Origin of the sequence: Salipaludibacillus aurantiacus, assembly GCF_900111295.1 — a bacterium.
Taxonomy (GTDB): Bacteria; Bacillota; Bacilli; order Bacillales; family Salisediminibacteriaceae; genus Salipaludibacillus; species Salipaludibacillus aurantiacus.
In genome coordinates, this window is sequence record NZ_FOGT01000002.1 from 180,584 (window position 1) to 195,480 (window position 14,897).

General features: G+C 41.9%; 14 protein-coding genes. All 14 read right to left on the reverse strand.

All coding sequences use genetic code 11. The features are described from left to right. Positions 1–144: 144 nt before the first annotated feature. The 14 genes from BMW59_RS02900 to BMW59_RS02965 all read right to left on the reverse strand — a co-directional run bounded on the left by BMW59_RS02900 (position 145) and on the right by BMW59_RS02965 (position 14,864). A complete protein-coding gene (locus BMW59_RS02900) occupies positions 145–405 on the reverse strand; it encodes a stage V sporulation protein S (protein ID WP_093047524.1) in 261 nt (86 codons plus the stop codon). Positions 406–592: 187 nt separating this feature from the next. Further along, positions 593–1,387 carry a TIGR00282 family metallophosphoesterase gene (locus BMW59_RS02905; protein WP_093047525.1) on the reverse strand — a complete coding sequence of 265 codons (795 nt, stop codon included), beginning with the start codon at positions 1,385–1,387 and terminating at the stop codon, positions 593–595. Between the two features lie 127 nt (positions 1,388–1,514). Beyond that, positions 1,515–3,077 (reverse strand): ribonuclease Y, encoded by a 1,563-nt coding sequence (rny, locus tag BMW59_RS02910; protein WP_093047526.1) that lies wholly within the window; start codon positions 3,075–3,077, stop codon positions 1,515–1,517. Positions 3,078–3,352: 275 nt separating this feature from the next. Next, the gene (gene recA / locus BMW59_RS02915; protein WP_093047527.1) at positions 3,353–4,408 is read right to left on the reverse strand and encodes a recombinase RecA; all 1,056 of its coding nucleotides are present in this window, start codon (positions 4,406–4,408) and stop codon (positions 3,353–3,355) included. 205 nt (positions 4,409–4,613) lie between these two features. Continuing rightward, positions 4,614–6,197 (reverse strand): DEAD/DEAH box helicase, encoded by a 1,584-nt coding sequence (locus tag BMW59_RS02920; protein WP_093047528.1) that lies wholly within the window; start codon positions 6,195–6,197, stop codon positions 4,614–4,616. Between the two features lies 1 nt (position 6,198). Further along, positions 6,199–7,449, reverse strand: coding sequence for a competence/damage-inducible protein A (locus BMW59_RS02925; protein WP_093047529.1), 1,251 nt, complete (start codon positions 7,447–7,449; stop codon positions 6,199–6,201). 23 nt (positions 7,450–7,472) lie between these two features. Further along, the gene (gene pgsA, locus BMW59_RS02930; protein WP_093047530.1) at positions 7,473–8,051 is read right to left on the reverse strand and encodes a CDP-diacylglycerol--glycerol-3-phosphate 3-phosphatidyltransferase; all 579 of its coding nucleotides are present in this window, start codon (positions 8,049–8,051) and stop codon (positions 7,473–7,475) included. A 192-nt stretch (positions 8,052–8,243) separates the two neighbouring features. After that, complete coding sequence (locus BMW59_RS02935) at positions 8,244–9,149, reverse strand: helix-turn-helix domain-containing protein (RefSeq protein WP_177174167.1); 906 nt, start codon at positions 9,147–9,149, stop codon at positions 8,244–8,246. Between the two features lie 16 nt (positions 9,150–9,165). Further along, the gene (locus BMW59_RS02940) at positions 9,166–9,939 is read right to left on the reverse strand and encodes a DUF3388 domain-containing protein (RefSeq protein ID WP_093047532.1); all 774 of its coding nucleotides are present in this window, start codon (positions 9,937–9,939) and stop codon (positions 9,166–9,168) included. 263 nt (positions 9,940–10,202) lie between these two features. Continuing rightward, positions 10,203–10,451 (reverse strand): DUF3243 domain-containing protein, encoded by a 249-nt coding sequence (locus tag BMW59_RS02945; RefSeq protein ID WP_093047533.1) that lies wholly within the window; start codon positions 10,449–10,451, stop codon positions 10,203–10,205. Positions 10,452–10,521: 70 nt separating this feature from the next. Beyond that, a complete protein-coding gene (gene ymfI, locus BMW59_RS02950) occupies positions 10,522–11,259 on the reverse strand; it encodes an elongation factor P 5-aminopentanone reductase (RefSeq protein ID WP_093047534.1) in 738 nt (245 codons plus the stop codon). Further along, positions 11,252–12,556 carry an EF-P 5-aminopentanol modification-associated protein YfmH gene (gene yfmH / locus BMW59_RS02955; RefSeq protein ID WP_093047535.1) on the reverse strand — a complete coding sequence of 435 codons (1,305 nt, stop codon included), beginning with the start codon at positions 12,554–12,556 and terminating at the stop codon, positions 11,252–11,254. The genes ymfI and yfmH overlap by 8 nt, the downstream gene beginning before the upstream one ends. After that, complete coding sequence (gene yfmF, locus BMW59_RS02960) at positions 12,549–13,838, reverse strand: EF-P 5-aminopentanol modification-associated protein YfmF (protein ID WP_093047536.1); 1,290 nt, start codon at positions 13,836–13,838, stop codon at positions 12,549–12,551. The genes yfmH and yfmF overlap by 8 nt, the downstream gene beginning before the upstream one ends. A 303-nt stretch (positions 13,839–14,141) precedes the next feature. Next, positions 14,142–14,864, reverse strand: a complete 723-nt coding sequence (locus tag BMW59_RS02965; RefSeq protein WP_093047537.1) for a GntR family transcriptional regulator — start codon at positions 14,862–14,864, stop codon at positions 14,142–14,144. Positions 14,865–14,897: the final 33 nt, after the last annotated feature.

Here is a 14,897-nt window from a genome sequence, read left to right on the forward strand (position 1 = left end):
TCTTTTTCCTATCCTCCTTTATATTGTAACATAACTTTCACATTTACTTAAAGCACGAAAATTCTTATATTTTCGGATAGAGAGATTCTGGGAAAAATGTTCACAAAAAAACTGCTTAACAGCAGTCTGTTAAGCAGCCGATTATCATCTTGGTTCAATGATCAGTTTAATAGCCGTTCTTTCCTCACCATCAATTTGAATATCTGTAAAGGCAGGAATGCAAATTAAGTCGATACCGCTTGGAGCCACAAAACCTCTCGCAATGGCAACAGCTTTGATAGACTGATTGAGAGCACCTGCTCCAATCGCCTGAATCTCGGCAGATCCTCTTTCTCGAATTACTCCCGCTAATGCTCCGGCTACAGAATTTGGATTGGATTTTGCTGAAACTTTTAATACTTCCATTTCAGTACCTCCTCAAGGTTGTAGGTTTAAAAGTGGATTGCTCTACCAGTTAGGAATTAACTATGCGGTGTTTGTCAGTTATTTATCTATCTTTCATAATATAACTGATTAGGATAAATATGACTTATATAATCCTTACCTCTTTTTGTATATATTCAAAACATGGAAATATATACTTTTTTTCAATTTAATCGAAAAAAGGTCTGTCTTCGTTAATTGAAATCCTTTTAATGTCACTTGCACGGCCGGTTTGATTATCTGCTTTAATAAATACTCCGTTACATTGTTCCCTTCCTTTAGTGACTTCAAACCTTGCGGGTAAACTTGTCAGAAATCTCTGAATAACGACATCACGTTCTACACCGAGAATGCCATCGTATGGCCCTGTCATTCCAGCATCGGTAATATAGGCTGTCCCATCCGGCAAAATGCGTTCATCTGCTGTTTGAACATGAGTATGGGTCCCTACTACCGCCGATACCTTTCCATCCAGGTACCAGCCCATAGCCAGTTTTTCACTGGTCGCTTCCGCGTGAAAATCCAGAAATATTAAAGATGTTTCTTTTTTCACTTCCGCTAAGATGTCGTCAATTTTTTTAAACGGACAATCAATGGCTGGCAAAAACGTCCTTCCCTGCGCGTTAATCACGGCTATTTTCTGATTGCCTGCTTTATGAATGACATAGCCTTTACCAGGGGTGCCTTCAGGAAAGTTAGCCGGCCGTATAAGACGGGGAGCATCATTAATAAATTCAAAAATCTCTTTTTTATCCCACGTGTGGTTCCCCATCGTAACGATATCTGCGCCTGCCTGAAGAATCTCATTATAAATTTTGTTCGTCAATCCTTTGCCTCCGGCTGCATTTTCTCCATTGACAATCGTTATATCCGGACGGTATTTCGCTTTAAGCTTAGGTAAATATTCATTTAATGCCTGTCTTCCATTGGAACCGACAATATCCCCAATAAATAAAATATTCATTATTATAAACTCCTTCAATAGTGTTAATGCTGTAAGATCTCAATTAAAAAGGCTTCCCTATCAGTATTTTGGTAACTAATGACGTTTAAACGTCATTAAAGAAAAATAAAGTGGTATAGTTACCACTTTATTTCGCATACTCGACTGCCCTTGTTTCACGAATGACTGTCACTTTAATGTGACCCGGGTAGTCAAGTTCATCTTCAATTTTTTTAGTAATATCCCTTGCAAGACTGTAGGAATCTTCGTCTGTAATGAAATCCGGTTTAACCATAATACGAACTTCCCGTCCAGCCTGTATCGCGTATGTTTTCTCAACGCCTTCAAAGGATTCAGAGATTTCTTCAAGTTTCTCCAGACGTTTAATATATGTTTCCAATGTTTCCCGTCTGGCTCCTGGTCTGGCAGCAGATAAAGCGTCAGCTGCGGCCACCAAGGTAGCAATCACTGATGTTGCTTCTGTATCCCCATGATGTGATGCAATACTGTTTATGACAACTGGATGTTCTTTATACTTAGTTCCTAGTTCGACTCCTATTTCCACGTGACTGCCTTCCACTTCATGGTCAATCGCTTTACCGATATCGTGAAGAAGACCGGCGCGGCGGGCAAGCTGAACATCTTCCCCTAATTCAGCGGCCATGATTCCGCTTAAGTGAGCCACTTCCATAGAATGTTTAAGCACATTCTGGCCGTAACTTGTACGGAATTTTAAACGTCCTAAAATTTTGATTAAATCAGGATGCAAATTGTGAATTCCCATTTCAAATGTCGTTTGTTCGCCGTATTCACGTATCAGTTCATCAACTTCTCTTCTCGACTTATCCACCGTTTCTTCAATACGTGCCGGGTGAATTCTCCCGTCCTGGACAAGTTTTTCAAGAGTTGTTTTAGCAATTTCCCTTCGAATAGGGTCAAACCCTGAAAGAATAACCGCTTCTGGCGTATCATCGATAATGAGATCAATACCGGTCAGCGTCTCTAACGCACGAATATTTCGGCCTTCTCTACCAATAATACGGCCTTTCATTTCATCATTAGGCAAGTTTACTACTGAAACAGTAGTTTCAGCTATGTGATCCGCTGCACACCTTTGGATAGACAATGAAAGAATTTCTTTTGCTTTCTTGTCGGCTTCTTCTTTCGCTTTGGTGATAGCATCCTTTACGAGAACAGCCTTTTCATGGGTTAATTCATTTTCTACAGTCTTCATAATAATATCTTTCGCTTCATCTCTGGAAAACCCGGAAATTCTCTCTAACTCTTGCTGCTGCTGGTTCATTAATTCCTCGACTTTGCTATTCATCTCGTCGATTTCATGCTGACGTTTTGACAATTGCTCTTCTCGCTTTTCAAGAGTCTCTTCCTTTTTGTCCAACGTTTCACTTTTTCGATCTAATATTTCTTCTTTTTGAACCAACCGGTTCTCCTGTTTCTGAATATCGTTTCGACGATCACGGACTTCTTTCTCAGCATCCATACGCAATTTATGAGCTTCATCTTTTGCTTCAAGGATAGCTTCTTTCTTACTTGCTTCCGCTTCTCGCTTAGCATCTTCAACAGTTTGACGGGCAAGCGTCTCTGCACTTGAGATTTTCGCTTCAGCGATAGATTTTCGAACGAAGTATCCAACCAGGATACCGATTGCTACAGTGAATAGCAAAATGAGGATTTGTAAGATCAGATCCAAGACTGATTCACCTCCTCATGCTATTTCTTTGGTAAAACTGGTTTCACTGTTCATAATTCTTAAGTAAATAAAGCATATTATACATCCAGCACGACGTAAAAATATACAGTCGTTTAATGCAGTATTCTCACTAATTGTATGACTCATCACTAATAATGTCAAGCATTGGCAAGGGGGTCTTCCCTCTTTTTTCACAAGCATTTAGGCCTGTATGCCAGAAAAAAACCTGTAAAAAGTAAAAAACCCAAAAGAATCCTTTTGGGTTTTTTGTCACCTTATTTTAAGTCGAGGGAAAGATTGTCGTCATCTTCCTCGGGAGCATCAGGCGCCGGAACATCCTGAGGTGTTACCAGGCCGTGGTATTCCCGAATACGAAGTTCAATTTCATTCATAACCTCTTCGTTTTCTTTAAGGTATTGCTTCGCATTTTCTCTTCCCTGCCCCATACGTTCGCTATTATATGAGTACCAGGCACCACTTTTCTGTACGATATCCAGGTCAGAACCAATATCAAGAATCGACCCTTCTTTAGAAATACCTTCACCGTACATAATATCCACTTCAGCTGTTCTGAACGGAGGAGCTACTTTGTTTTTCACTACTTTAAGCTTAGTTTTATTTCCGATCATATCGTTACCTTGTTTCAATGTTTCAGCACGGCGCACTTCAAGTCTTACTGAAGAGTAGAACTTAAGCGCACGGCCGCCCGGGGTAGTTTCAGGGTTACCGAACATCACCCCTACTTTTTCACGAATCTGGTTAATAAACACAGCTATAGTCTTAGATTTGCTCACAGCACCTGACAACTTACGCAGCGCCTGGGACATAAGACGAGCCTGAAGGCCGACGTGGCTGTCTCCCATTTCCCCTTCAATTTCTGCTTTAGGAACAAGAGCAGCTACTGAGTCAACGATCACTATATCGACTGCCCCGCTTCGTACAAGAGCTTCGGCAATTTCAAGCGCCTGCTCACCTGTATCCGGTTGCGATAAAAGAAGTTCATCAATATTTACCCCAAGTTTCTGTGCATACACAGGGTCAAGCGCATGTTCTGCATCAATAAACGCCGCTTGTCCGCCATTGCGCTGGACTTCCGCAATCGCATGGAGCGCCACCGTTGTTTTACCTGAAGATTCAGGACCGTATATTTCAATAACCCGTCCGCGTGGATAGCCACCCACTCCAAGTGCAATATCTAAAGCAAGCGCACCGCTTGAAACAGTAGAAACACGCTGCTCAGCCTGTTCACCCAACTTCATAATAGAACCTTTTCCAAATTGCTTCTCAATTTGTTTTAGAGCCATATCCAATGCTTGTTTCCGATCTGACATATTCCGCTCTCTCCTTTATATATATAATCAATCATTACATTAAGCCGAAACTGTAATCTCTCTGTTTCTGTAATGACATTGCAAACATTCGTTCGCTTTTTATTATAAACGGAAAAATCCGCCTTGTCAAAAGAAATGTAGAAGGCGGATTTAAACACCGGCATGATAAGCATGTCTCACCTTTTCTATAAGAAAAGGCAATGGTTTATTTTCTTTTTGGACGAGGTTTTGCAGGCTCAAGGTTAATTCTCGCACCGCTCACCCTCGCGTATTTTAACCCTTCATATACGAACGGGGCCACTTCTTCAGGGACTTCCATAAACGTAAAGTTTTCAAAAATATCAATTTTGCCGATAGACTTAGGATTGATGCCGATCAGTCTCGCTACTTCATCGACTAGTTTCTTAGGTGTAAGGTCGACGTTCCGGCCCACATTAATGAAGAAACGTGTCATGCCTTTCTGGGCGCCTGTTTCTCCAAAGTCGTAGCCGTCATCATTTAAATCGTCTCTTGTATAGAAGGCAAGCTTCATTAAGGATGTAACTACTTTCTCAGGAGAATACTGATCAAGAAGGTCAGCTACAAGCGAATCATATAAACTTCCTTCTTCGTCATCATTTTCGATGAGATCAATTATCTGCCCTTTCCACACGTGCTGCTGTTTCTCAACTACTTCCTCGACGGAAGGCAGACTTTGAGCAGGGATTGTCATTTTAATTTCTGCCTCAATTGAGCGCAGGTGTTTCATTTCTCTAGGCGTTACCAGCGTTAAAGCAATTCCGTCCCTTCCTGCACGGCCTGTCCGGCCAATTCTGTGGACGTAACTTTCCGGATCCTGAGGGATGTCATAGTTGATTACATGGCTGACATTCTGAACATCAATGCCTCTTGCCGCCACATCTGTAGCAATTAAAAATTCAACCGATGAATCACGGAATTTCTTCATTACCAAATCTCTCTGGGACTGAGTCAGATCTCCATGAAGTCCATCAGCCATGTACCCGCGTGCCTGGAGTGCTTCTGTAAGCTCTGCCACACCTTTTTTTGTCCGGCAAAAAATAATTCCGAGTTCGATCGTTTCACTGTCAATGACCCGGCATAAAGAATCGAGTTTGTTCTTTTCGAGTACTTTATAGTAAACCTGGTTGATAGAAGGAGCTGTGACTTCTCCTTTGCTGATCGTCACCTGTTTAGGCTGCTTCATATACTTATTTGACAGCTTCCTAATTGGAGGCGGCATGGTTGCAGAGAACAGTAAAGTCTGTCGCTCACGGTTAACCTGCTGAAGAATCTTTTCTATGTCTTCAATAAAGCCCATATCGAGCATTTCATCTGCTTCATCCAGAATAAGTGTATGCACGTTTTGAAGCTTAAGTGTCCGGCGGTTCAAATGGTCAAGAATTCTTCCAGGCGTTCCGACTACAATATCTACCCCGCGCTTAAGTGACTTAATTTGCTGTCCGATGGATTGTCCGCCGTAAACAGGCAATGTTTTCACATTTTTAAACCTCGAAAGTTTTTGCAGTTCTCCGGCTACTTGAATAGCCAGCTCTCTCGTCGGAGTTAAGATAAGCGATTGAACATGTGACTCTTCTGTGATGTGCTCCAGCAAAGGAATACCGAAAGCGGCTGTTTTTCCTGTTCCTGTCTGGGCCTGCCCGATCACATCATGCCTTTGTAAAATTTCAGGAATGACTTTTTCCTGAATTGGAGAGGGCGCTTCAAATCCCATTTCTGTTATCGCCCGTTTTAATTGGTCAGATATTTGAAAATCTTCAAATTTCATCATTCTATTCATCCACCTTTTCCTTGCTTAAATTGCGTAATAAATAGTACATTCCATATTTCACTGCGCGTTCACGAATATTTTCACGGCTTCCTGCCAATTGAATTTTAAATGCTTTACTCCATTTCCCCGTCGCCAGACCGATAAACACCGTTCCCGGTTCATGACCCTCCAGAGGGTCAGGTCCTGCAACGCCTGTAAAGCTTATACCTACCTCACTGTTCAATTTTTGTCGTACATTCCCGGCAAGCTGCTCAGCACAAACTGCACTCACAGCCCCGTGCTGTTCGAGAACTTCTCTTGACAGCCCAAGTTCTGCTTCCTTTACTGAATTACTATAACATATAATGGCTCCCCTAAAAACAGCCGATGAGCCGGGAAGGTCTGTCAGCGCAGAGGAAAACTGGCCGCCGGTCAGACTCTCTGCTGCTGCCACCGTTAACTTCCGGTTTTTCAGTTTATCGAGCAGAAGGCGGGCTAAGTTGCTGTCACCTTCCCCGTAATAAAAATCCTCTGTCCGTTCGAGAATCCTGGCTTTTAATTCTTCAAGTTTGTTTTCATTTTCACTAATATCTGACCCTTTAACTGTTAAACGGAGAGTCACTTCCCCTCCGGAAGCCAAGGGAGCGATGGTAGGATTAGTCTGCTTTTCGATCAGATCATCCACTTTTTCTGCCAGCTGGGATTCCCCGATATCAAAAAAGCGGAGAACTTTTGACTGGATTTGCTCTTTAATTTTAATTTCATTAAGTAAATATGGCTGGGTATAATTTTCAAACATAGGAATGAGTTCGTTTGGGGGGCCCGGAAGTAAAATAATTTTTCTTTTATCCTTCTCAAGAACCATGCCGCAAGCTAATCCATGGTCATTCGGCAATATAGTGGAGTCTTTAAGGACGAGTGCCTGTTTTCGGTTGTTTGCCGTCATTACCCGCTGCCTTCTGGCAAAAAATGCTTTAATACGTTCTTCTGTTTCAGCATCATAAACAAGCCCTGTACCAGTGACCTTTGCAATTACTTCTTTTGTAAGGTCATCTTTTGTCGGGCCAAGCCCTCCTGTAAAAATCAATAAATCAGATCGTTTAATTCCCGCTTCCACGACATTAAACAAGCGGTCAGGGTTATCGCCTACTACGATATGATGGTAAACATTAATCCCCATTTTAGACAGCTCTTTAGATAAATAAGTCGCATTGGAGTTCTGGATCTGGCCAAGCAGCAGCTCAGACCCAACCGCAATGATTTCAGCATTCATGTTTTTTCACCCTTCCAGAACAGTTACATTGATTTGTTCAGGACGTGTTTATTTTTAATGAAATAATCTACCCCGGAAAAAATCGTTAAAATAACTGCCACATAAATCATAATAGTTGCAAAAGGAATTGAAAGAAGCTCAAAAAAGATGTTGTGCAGCAAAATGGCTGAAGCAGCTACTATTTGACTCACAGTCTTCCATTTCCCCCAGATGCTTGCTGCAATCACTTCTCCGTCTCCGGATGCCACAAGCCGCAGCCCTGTAACGGCAAATTCCCTGCTTAGAATAACCACAGCCGCCCAGGCAGGAAACATATCAAGACCTGTAAGAGAAACAAAAGCCGCAGTAATTAACAGTTTATCCGCTAATGGATCCAGAAATTTCCCCATATTGGTAACAAGTTTATGTTTTCTTGCATAGTAGCCGTCAAGCCAGTCTGTCGCAGCAGCAACTATAAAGATAATAGCGGCCGCCAGATGGTGTACAGGTATATCCGCACCCAGGATGCTCCACTGTCCCCAGTTAAAAGGGATCAAAAGAAAAATCATAAATAAAGGGATTAAAATTATACGGGAGATGGTGATTTGGTTTGGAATATTCACGATGATCCTCCTGTCTTATTCAGGTTTTCATTCCATATGTAAGAAACCTACTCAATTTTATCAAAAAGAAACGCACATTGCGAATACTAGCAGCGACAATCTTAATTTAATAACACTTATCCATGAAAATAACCATTTAACCATTAAAGAACGGCAGCCCTGTAAATTCAGAGCTGCCGGTTTGCGGCGTTATCATTCTTCATGCTGGATAATAACATACTGGCGGTGGTCATTACTTTCATACTCTAATAACTCACCGTTCACGTAAATCTCTGCGGTCCGCGTGTTTCCCATATTAAACGTAATTTCGGATTCCCCGGTCACATCTGCCGAAAACTCATCCCCCTCTGTATGGGACTGCTCATGAAGTTCTTCTCCATCAGAATCAGTAATCATAAGCCAGCTGTCACCTGAAAATTCCATTGAAATGTCGAAGTTATCCGTCCCGCTGAGGGAATACGTATAAGTATTACCTGAGCTTTCCTGGAAAGTCAGCGATTGTTCGTCCTCTTCTTCATTTGCTTCTTGTTCATTTGCCTCTTCTTCATTGCCTTCGTCAGTCTGATTGTTATTATTCTCACCGTCAGAATTGTTAAGGCCAGCTTCATTATCGCTGTTATTATCATTATTTACATCGCTATCTGTAATTTCAATTTGCGGGGAGCCTTGCTGGTCTTCTCTCGGAACACCGGCTGAATTGTCAGTATCCCCCTGTCTGAATAGCCAGATTGCCAAACCGATTGCAATAATAAACAACACTGCAACGAGAGTTGGAAGAAGCGAACCGGCCTTTGAATTATTAGCCACCGTTTTTGTTTTGGAGCGGTTCACCCGGGGCGGAAGTTCTACAGGCTCTCTTTTCGGCTGTGGAAGTTCATCTCTGTGTTCCTCAAAGATCATGTCAGGATTAAGCCCGACAGCTTCAGAATAGCTTTTTACGAATGCCCGTCCGTAAAATTCCCCCGGCAGTCTGGAAAAATCCCCTTCTTCAATTGCTGTTAAGTAACGTTTCTGTATTTTAGTTATTTTCTGCAGCTCGTCAAGGGAATAACCCTTTTCTTCTCTTGCTGTTTTTAATCTAGTTCCTAATTCAGACAATCTTAACACCTACCAACTAACTGATATCAAATGATGAGAAGCCTGATTCTACAGCGTCATATGTAATTTCTTCACCCTCATCACTTCGGAGTTCTATAATGTAATCAAAGTCTTCCAATGTATATTCTGTTTCTCTGACAAATATGTCAGGATGTTCCACTACTTTTGTAGCCGGAAGCCTCATCATCTCTGAGACAAGCATTTGATGACGCTCAGATGCTCTCATCGTCGATACAATTCCGTCGATAATATAAATGTGGTCTTCAGACATTTCATCATCTGCCAGCTGACTCCTGATGGTCTGCCGCAGCAGAGTAGAAGATAAAAAGGACCAGCGCTTATTTGCACATACACTTGCCGCTACAACAGATTCTGTTTTACCGACACGCGGCATTCCCCTGATGCCTACAAGCCTGTGGCCGTCCTTCATGAATAATTCAGCCATAAAATCTACTAATACACCTAACTCGTCACGGACGAAGCGGAAAGTCTTCTTCTCGTCCTCGTCCCTTTCGATGTATCTTCCGTGCCTGATCGCCAGCCGGTCCCGTAATTTTGGTTCTCTGATTTTCCTGAGAGTGATCACATCCATCGTTTCCATTATATAACGCAGACGCATAATCGCTTCGTCACTTGCACTTTTAATTAACATTCCACGGCGCCTGTGCTCGACACCGTTTATAGTTACAATATTTATTCTCAGCATTCCCAGCAGGGATGCGATTTCTCCTAATAGTCCAGGTCTGTTTTCATGGATTTGGTATTCCATGTACCATTCTTTCTGCTCCATTGGACAACTCCTCCCTCTCGGTTCGAATCCGTTTGCCCACTTATATGTTTCTGTTAACATCATAATTGATTTTTTTGTTCATTAAAAGACATTTGTGACAAAATAGAAGAAAACCCTACGTTTTTTACTGTTTTCAGTTCTTTTTAATCATAAAGGCAGACAATATATAAAAACTGTATCACATTAGATACAGTCGGTGTTCCTGACTCTTCGTTTTCAGCGCCAAGATAAAAAGCATCGTCTGACGACGATACTTTTTTGAATTATTTGCTTTGGACAAGTTTAACCATCATGTTTGCAATGGCGTGCTGTTCTTCTTCTGAAGCGACATGCCATAAGTCAGCCAGCACTTGCTCCTGTTCGTTTTTCGGTTTAACTTCATCTGCTAAATATTCGCCTACCTGATAAGCCACTTCAGAGATCGTTTGCTGATCCATTCCGTCTGATTGACCTTGCTCTAACCTTTGACTCAAAAACTCTTTCCACTGCTGCCAATTGTCCAGTACTGACATTTGTCATTCCTCCTTGTAATAACTTTCATCACTAGCATTTCACAAGCAAGGAATATTATTCATCGGTTTTTCAGCAATGCCATGCGCCGTTCACGGAAAGAATCTGCCCGTTAATATAAGACGCTTCATCTGAAGCCAGAAAAGCAGCAGCACTGGCCACTTCCTCCGGCAGCCCTAAACGCCCTGCCGGAATTTCCTGTTTCAGTTCATGCATATCCTCATCCGTATAGCAGGCCAGCATCCCGGTTTCTATAGCACCTGGCGCCACACCGTTAACCTGTATTCCACTTGGGGCAACTTCCTTTGCGAGAGCTTTTACAAAAGAATTCTGGCCGCCCTTTATCATGGAGTAAGTCACTTCACAGGCAGCTCCTGTCAGCCCCCATATGGATGTAATCATTATAATTTTACCTTTCTTTTTTGAAATCATTGAAGGTAAAACTAATTTCGTCAGTAAAGAAGGCGCTGTAAGACCGGCAGAAATCCGGGAAGTCAAATTATCCATCGTTTCGTCCTGAAACAGCCGCGTATCAGCCGTGCCTGAATTATGGATAAGCACGTCAGGTGCCGGATTAAGGCTTAAAAGCTTAGCTTCAGTGCCCTTAATATCAGTAAAATCAGCCTGGAAGAGGACAGCCTGAAGACCGTATTTTTCTTCAATCTCACTCTTCAGAATCTCTGCAGCCTGTTTGTTCCGGCAGTAATGCAAAATCACATTATACCCGGCAGAAGCCATTTTCAGGCTGATAGCCCTGCCGATTCCACCGCTTGCTCCCGTAATAAAAGCTTCAGGAGCCGTTTTATTCACTAGTCCGCTCTCCTTCGGGAACAATAAGGCATTGGGATAACTGGGAATCGACGGCAAAATGGTTTTCCATTGTCTCAGTCAGTTCTTCAGCAGTCAGCGACTCCAATACCGGAATGACCTCAAATAAATCCATGTCATTAAACAGATAACGGGTAAACTGGTTGGCAATAAATTCAGGAGAATTCATAGCTTTCAGGAAGTAGCCAATTTTCTTTTTGCGAATGCGGTCAACCGCGTTCTGATCCAGCTCTTTGTTCGTAAACTTAATAATCATTTCCCGGATTCTGTCAGCCAAAGCTTCAGGATTGCTTGAATCTCCGCCTATGACGGAAAAACCGAAGCCGTATTCTGCCGTATAATCAAAACTGAACGTATCATCAATTAACCCCTCTTCATAAAGAGTCTGGTAATTCTCCGAACTTTGGCCAAACATCATTTCAAGCACCAGCTGCAGAGACAATTCATGACGAAGAAGGTCTTCTCCTTGTTTATCAGGCTCTTTCTCTTTTATGCCGACGAGACATTTGCCTGTATTAACCGCCATAGGGATCACTTTTTTCTTTTCAGCCACCTCTGCAGGTTCTTCCGGGGTAATCCTGTTAATATCTTCAGGGGCTGCGAATTTTTTATTCTCCTGATTCTGGCGGACCTGTTTAATTAATTTTTCAGGCTCTACATTTCCCACTATAAATAAGACCATATTACTTGGATGGTAAAACGTGTGGTAACACGTATATAAAAGGTCTTTAGTCGTATTGTTTATTGAGTCCACTGTACCTGCAATGTCTATTGCCACCGGATGTTTTTTAAACATGCTCTTTAACAGACCGAAGAAATTCTGCCAGTCAGGATTATCTTCGTACATCTTTATTTCCTGCTCAATAATACCTTTCTCTTTGTCCACTGAATCTTTAGTAAAATACGGCTTTTGTACAAAGTCTACGAGGGTTCCCAGGTTTTTTTCAATCTCTGACGTGCTTGAAAATAGATAAGCCGTCCTTGTGAAGCTCGTAAAAGCGTTAGCAGAAGCGCCTTGTTTACTGAATTGCTGAAACACATCGCCTTCTTCATCTTCAAACAGTTTATGCTCTAAAAAATGAGCGATCCCGTCAGGTACTCTTACCGGCTCCTGTTCTCCGATAGGAGTAAAGTAATTATCAATAGACCCGTATTTCGTGGTAAACGTAGCGAAAGTTTTATTAAAACCCTTCTTCGGAAGCACGTATACTTGAAGACCGTTAGACAGCGTCTCCAAATATAAAGTTTCCTGAATCTGCTCAAACGTCGTTTTATTCATTTGAGAGAGCCTCCCTTCCTTTAAGGAAATAAATCGTATCCAGTTGAATTTTACCGGCGACTTTTACAATATCTTCTTTTGTCACCTTATCAATTCTGTCTATCCATTCTTCAAGCGGGATCTTATTAGGAGATACCTGGTTATGGTATTCAAGCTCAATTCTTCCTCTCGGAACATCCATCGTTTCCAGAATCTGATTTTTGTAAACTGCTTTCGTCTGCTGCAAATCATCTTCAGTAAACTTGCCTTCTTTCATCTCTTCCATCTGTTTAAAAATAATATCGGTCGCCTTCTCATAGTTGGCGGACTGGATTCCTGACATGACAATTAAAAGACCTTTAAAGCTCTCAACTCTCGATGCAGCATAATAGGCAAGGCTCGCCTTCTCTCTCACATTTATAAACAGTTTAGAATGGGAAAACCCTCCAAACAGACCGTTAAAAAGCTGAAGGGCAAAATAATCGTCCTCTCCATATACGACGTTGGTGCGGTATCCGATATGAAGTTTTCCCTGCTGAACGGATTGCTCGTCGACTACTTCGCGAGCTTTTTTCTTAAGAGCTGGAGTGGAACCGGCAGGGGGCTGCCCTGAATTTTCTTTCGCCTGGTTCAGAGGGAAATATGTGCTGATTAAATCCTTAACATGATTCACGTCCACATCGCCCATGACATATATATCAAGCTGGTCTTCTTGAAGTGCCTGTTTATAATATTCGTAAAGGTTTGCCTCATTTAAATTGTCGAGATCATCTTCCTGTCCGAATACATGAATGCCAAAAGGCTCTTCTTTACACATTTCCTCAGTCAGCCTTTTATTGGCAAACCTCATTTTGTCATCATAAATAGAAGCAATTTTTTGTTTATGCGAACGTTTTTCTTCGGCTACAATTTTCGGGTCAAACTTGTTGTTAGACTGTTTAGGGTTAAGCAGCACAGAAGAAAGCAGCTTAAGGCCTCTTTCCATAAGGGGGGTCTGGTCTTTTAGAAATTTCTCATTTGCTATATCCATGCGGAAAGAAATAATATGCCTCTCCCCTTTTTTAGTCACATCAGTCGTCAGGGAAGCTCCGTACAGCTCATCCAGCGCGCTTCGTATCTGCTGCCGGTTCGTGTAATCTGCCGTGCCATTTTGGAGCACATTCGGAAGCAGAGCCCTTTTTGAAGCGGTCTCTTTAATTAAAGGAGCATTCATCTGAATAATAAATGTATTGGTTTTAAATGTAGCAGTCGGAATGATATGCACATCCGCCGCTCCCAGTCTGAAATTTTTCATCTGTTCCATTTTATTCCCTCCTCTTGTTATTCATAATATACCTAAAAAAACGTTGATTATGTTAAGCCATTTCCCTGTAAATTTTACTTAACTGGAGGACGTATAGCAAATATTACCTCAGGAAATTAAAACATGAGGCTGTGATAGAAGCGAGAGAGTGACCGTATTATAAAAACAACAGAATAATGATTTAAGTATGGCGGGAACCAGCAGCCACCAGTGGAAGGAGCGTACTAGGAAATAATGTAAAAAGCGTTCACAATGAACTATCATGAAGAAAAAAAATCTTCAAGAGAGGGGGCTCTTGAAGATTTAATACACTCTTTTTCTCAATACGTGAAATTTAAACTTATCCGCTCTGAAATAATTAATTGAATAAAGCACAGGCCGCTCCTGTTCATCGAAATGCATCTGTTTTAAAACCAGGAGGGCGGTTTCCGGTTCACAATCAAGTATTTCAGATATTCTTTCATGATAGCCGATTGGCTCTATTTGTGTCATAGCATACGCTATCGATATACCCGATTTCTCGAGCTGGTCAAAGATTGACTGTTCTTCATGGGACACATAGTCCGGCAAGCAGTTTTTAGGAATTTTATCCAGACAGTAAACGACCGGTTCGCTATCGGCTGTCCTGACACGTTCAATTACAATCATTTCCTGTAATTCCTCGTCCTGAAAACGCTTCTGGTCTTCGTCTGTTGGTTTCTCAATAGATGAAGATAAATAGTTCGTCCCCGGTTCTTTATTCCCCCGCTTTATCATATCTGTGACACTGAACAGTTCTTCTATGCCTGAAGAAAAAAGCGGTTTCGTGTTAATAAAGGTCCCTACCCCGTGCCTTCTTATGATTACACTTTCATCCTCAAGCATTCTCAGTGCTTCACGTAATGTCGCTCTGCTTACCCCGAGCTGTTTCGACAGCTGGAATTCAGAAGGCAGTCTTTCTCCTGCTTCGTAGACTCCCTGCTCAATATCTGATTTAATTTTATCAATGACTTGTAAATAAAGCGGCCGCTGATCCGATTTTATCATCTAAACTCCCCCTGCAAAACAAGTTACTATAGC

Bases quoted from the DNA above. Each gene is read 5' to 3' on its own strand.
- yfmF (WP_093047536.1), bottom strand. From the start codon at position 13,838: ATGGAACAGATGAAAAATTTCAGACTGGGAGCGGCGGATGTGCATATC.
- BMW59_RS02920 (WP_093047528.1), bottom strand. From the start codon at position 6,197: ATGATGAAATTTGAAGATTTTCAAATATCTGACCAATTAAAACGGGCG.
- BMW59_RS02940 (WP_093047532.1), bottom strand. From the start codon at position 9,939: ATGGAGCAGAAAGAATGGTACATGGAATACCAAATCCATGAAAACAGA.
- recA (WP_093047527.1), bottom strand. From the start codon at position 4,408: ATGTCAGATCGGAAACAAGCATTGGATATGGCTCTAAAACAAATTGAG.
- BMW59_RS02965 (WP_093047537.1), bottom strand. From the start codon at position 14,864: ATGATAAAATCGGATCAGCGGCCGCTTTATTTACAAGTCATTGATAAA.
- yfmH (WP_093047535.1), bottom strand. From the start codon at position 12,556: ATGAATAAAACGACGTTTGAGCAGATTCAGGAAACTTTATATTTGGAG.
- BMW59_RS02925 (WP_093047529.1), bottom strand. From the start codon at position 7,449: ATGAATGCTGAAATCATTGCGGTTGGGTCTGAGCTGCTGCTTGGCCAG.
- BMW59_RS02905 (WP_093047525.1), bottom strand. From the start codon at position 1,387: ATGAATATTTTATTTATTGGGGATATTGTCGGTTCCAATGGAAGACAG.
- BMW59_RS02945 (WP_093047533.1), bottom strand. From the start codon at position 10,451: ATGTCAGTACTGGACAATTGGCAGCAGTGGAAAGAGTTTTTGAGTCAA.
- BMW59_RS02900 (WP_093047524.1), bottom strand. From the start codon at position 405: ATGGAAGTATTAAAAGTTTCAGCAAAATCCAATCCAAATTCTGTAGCC.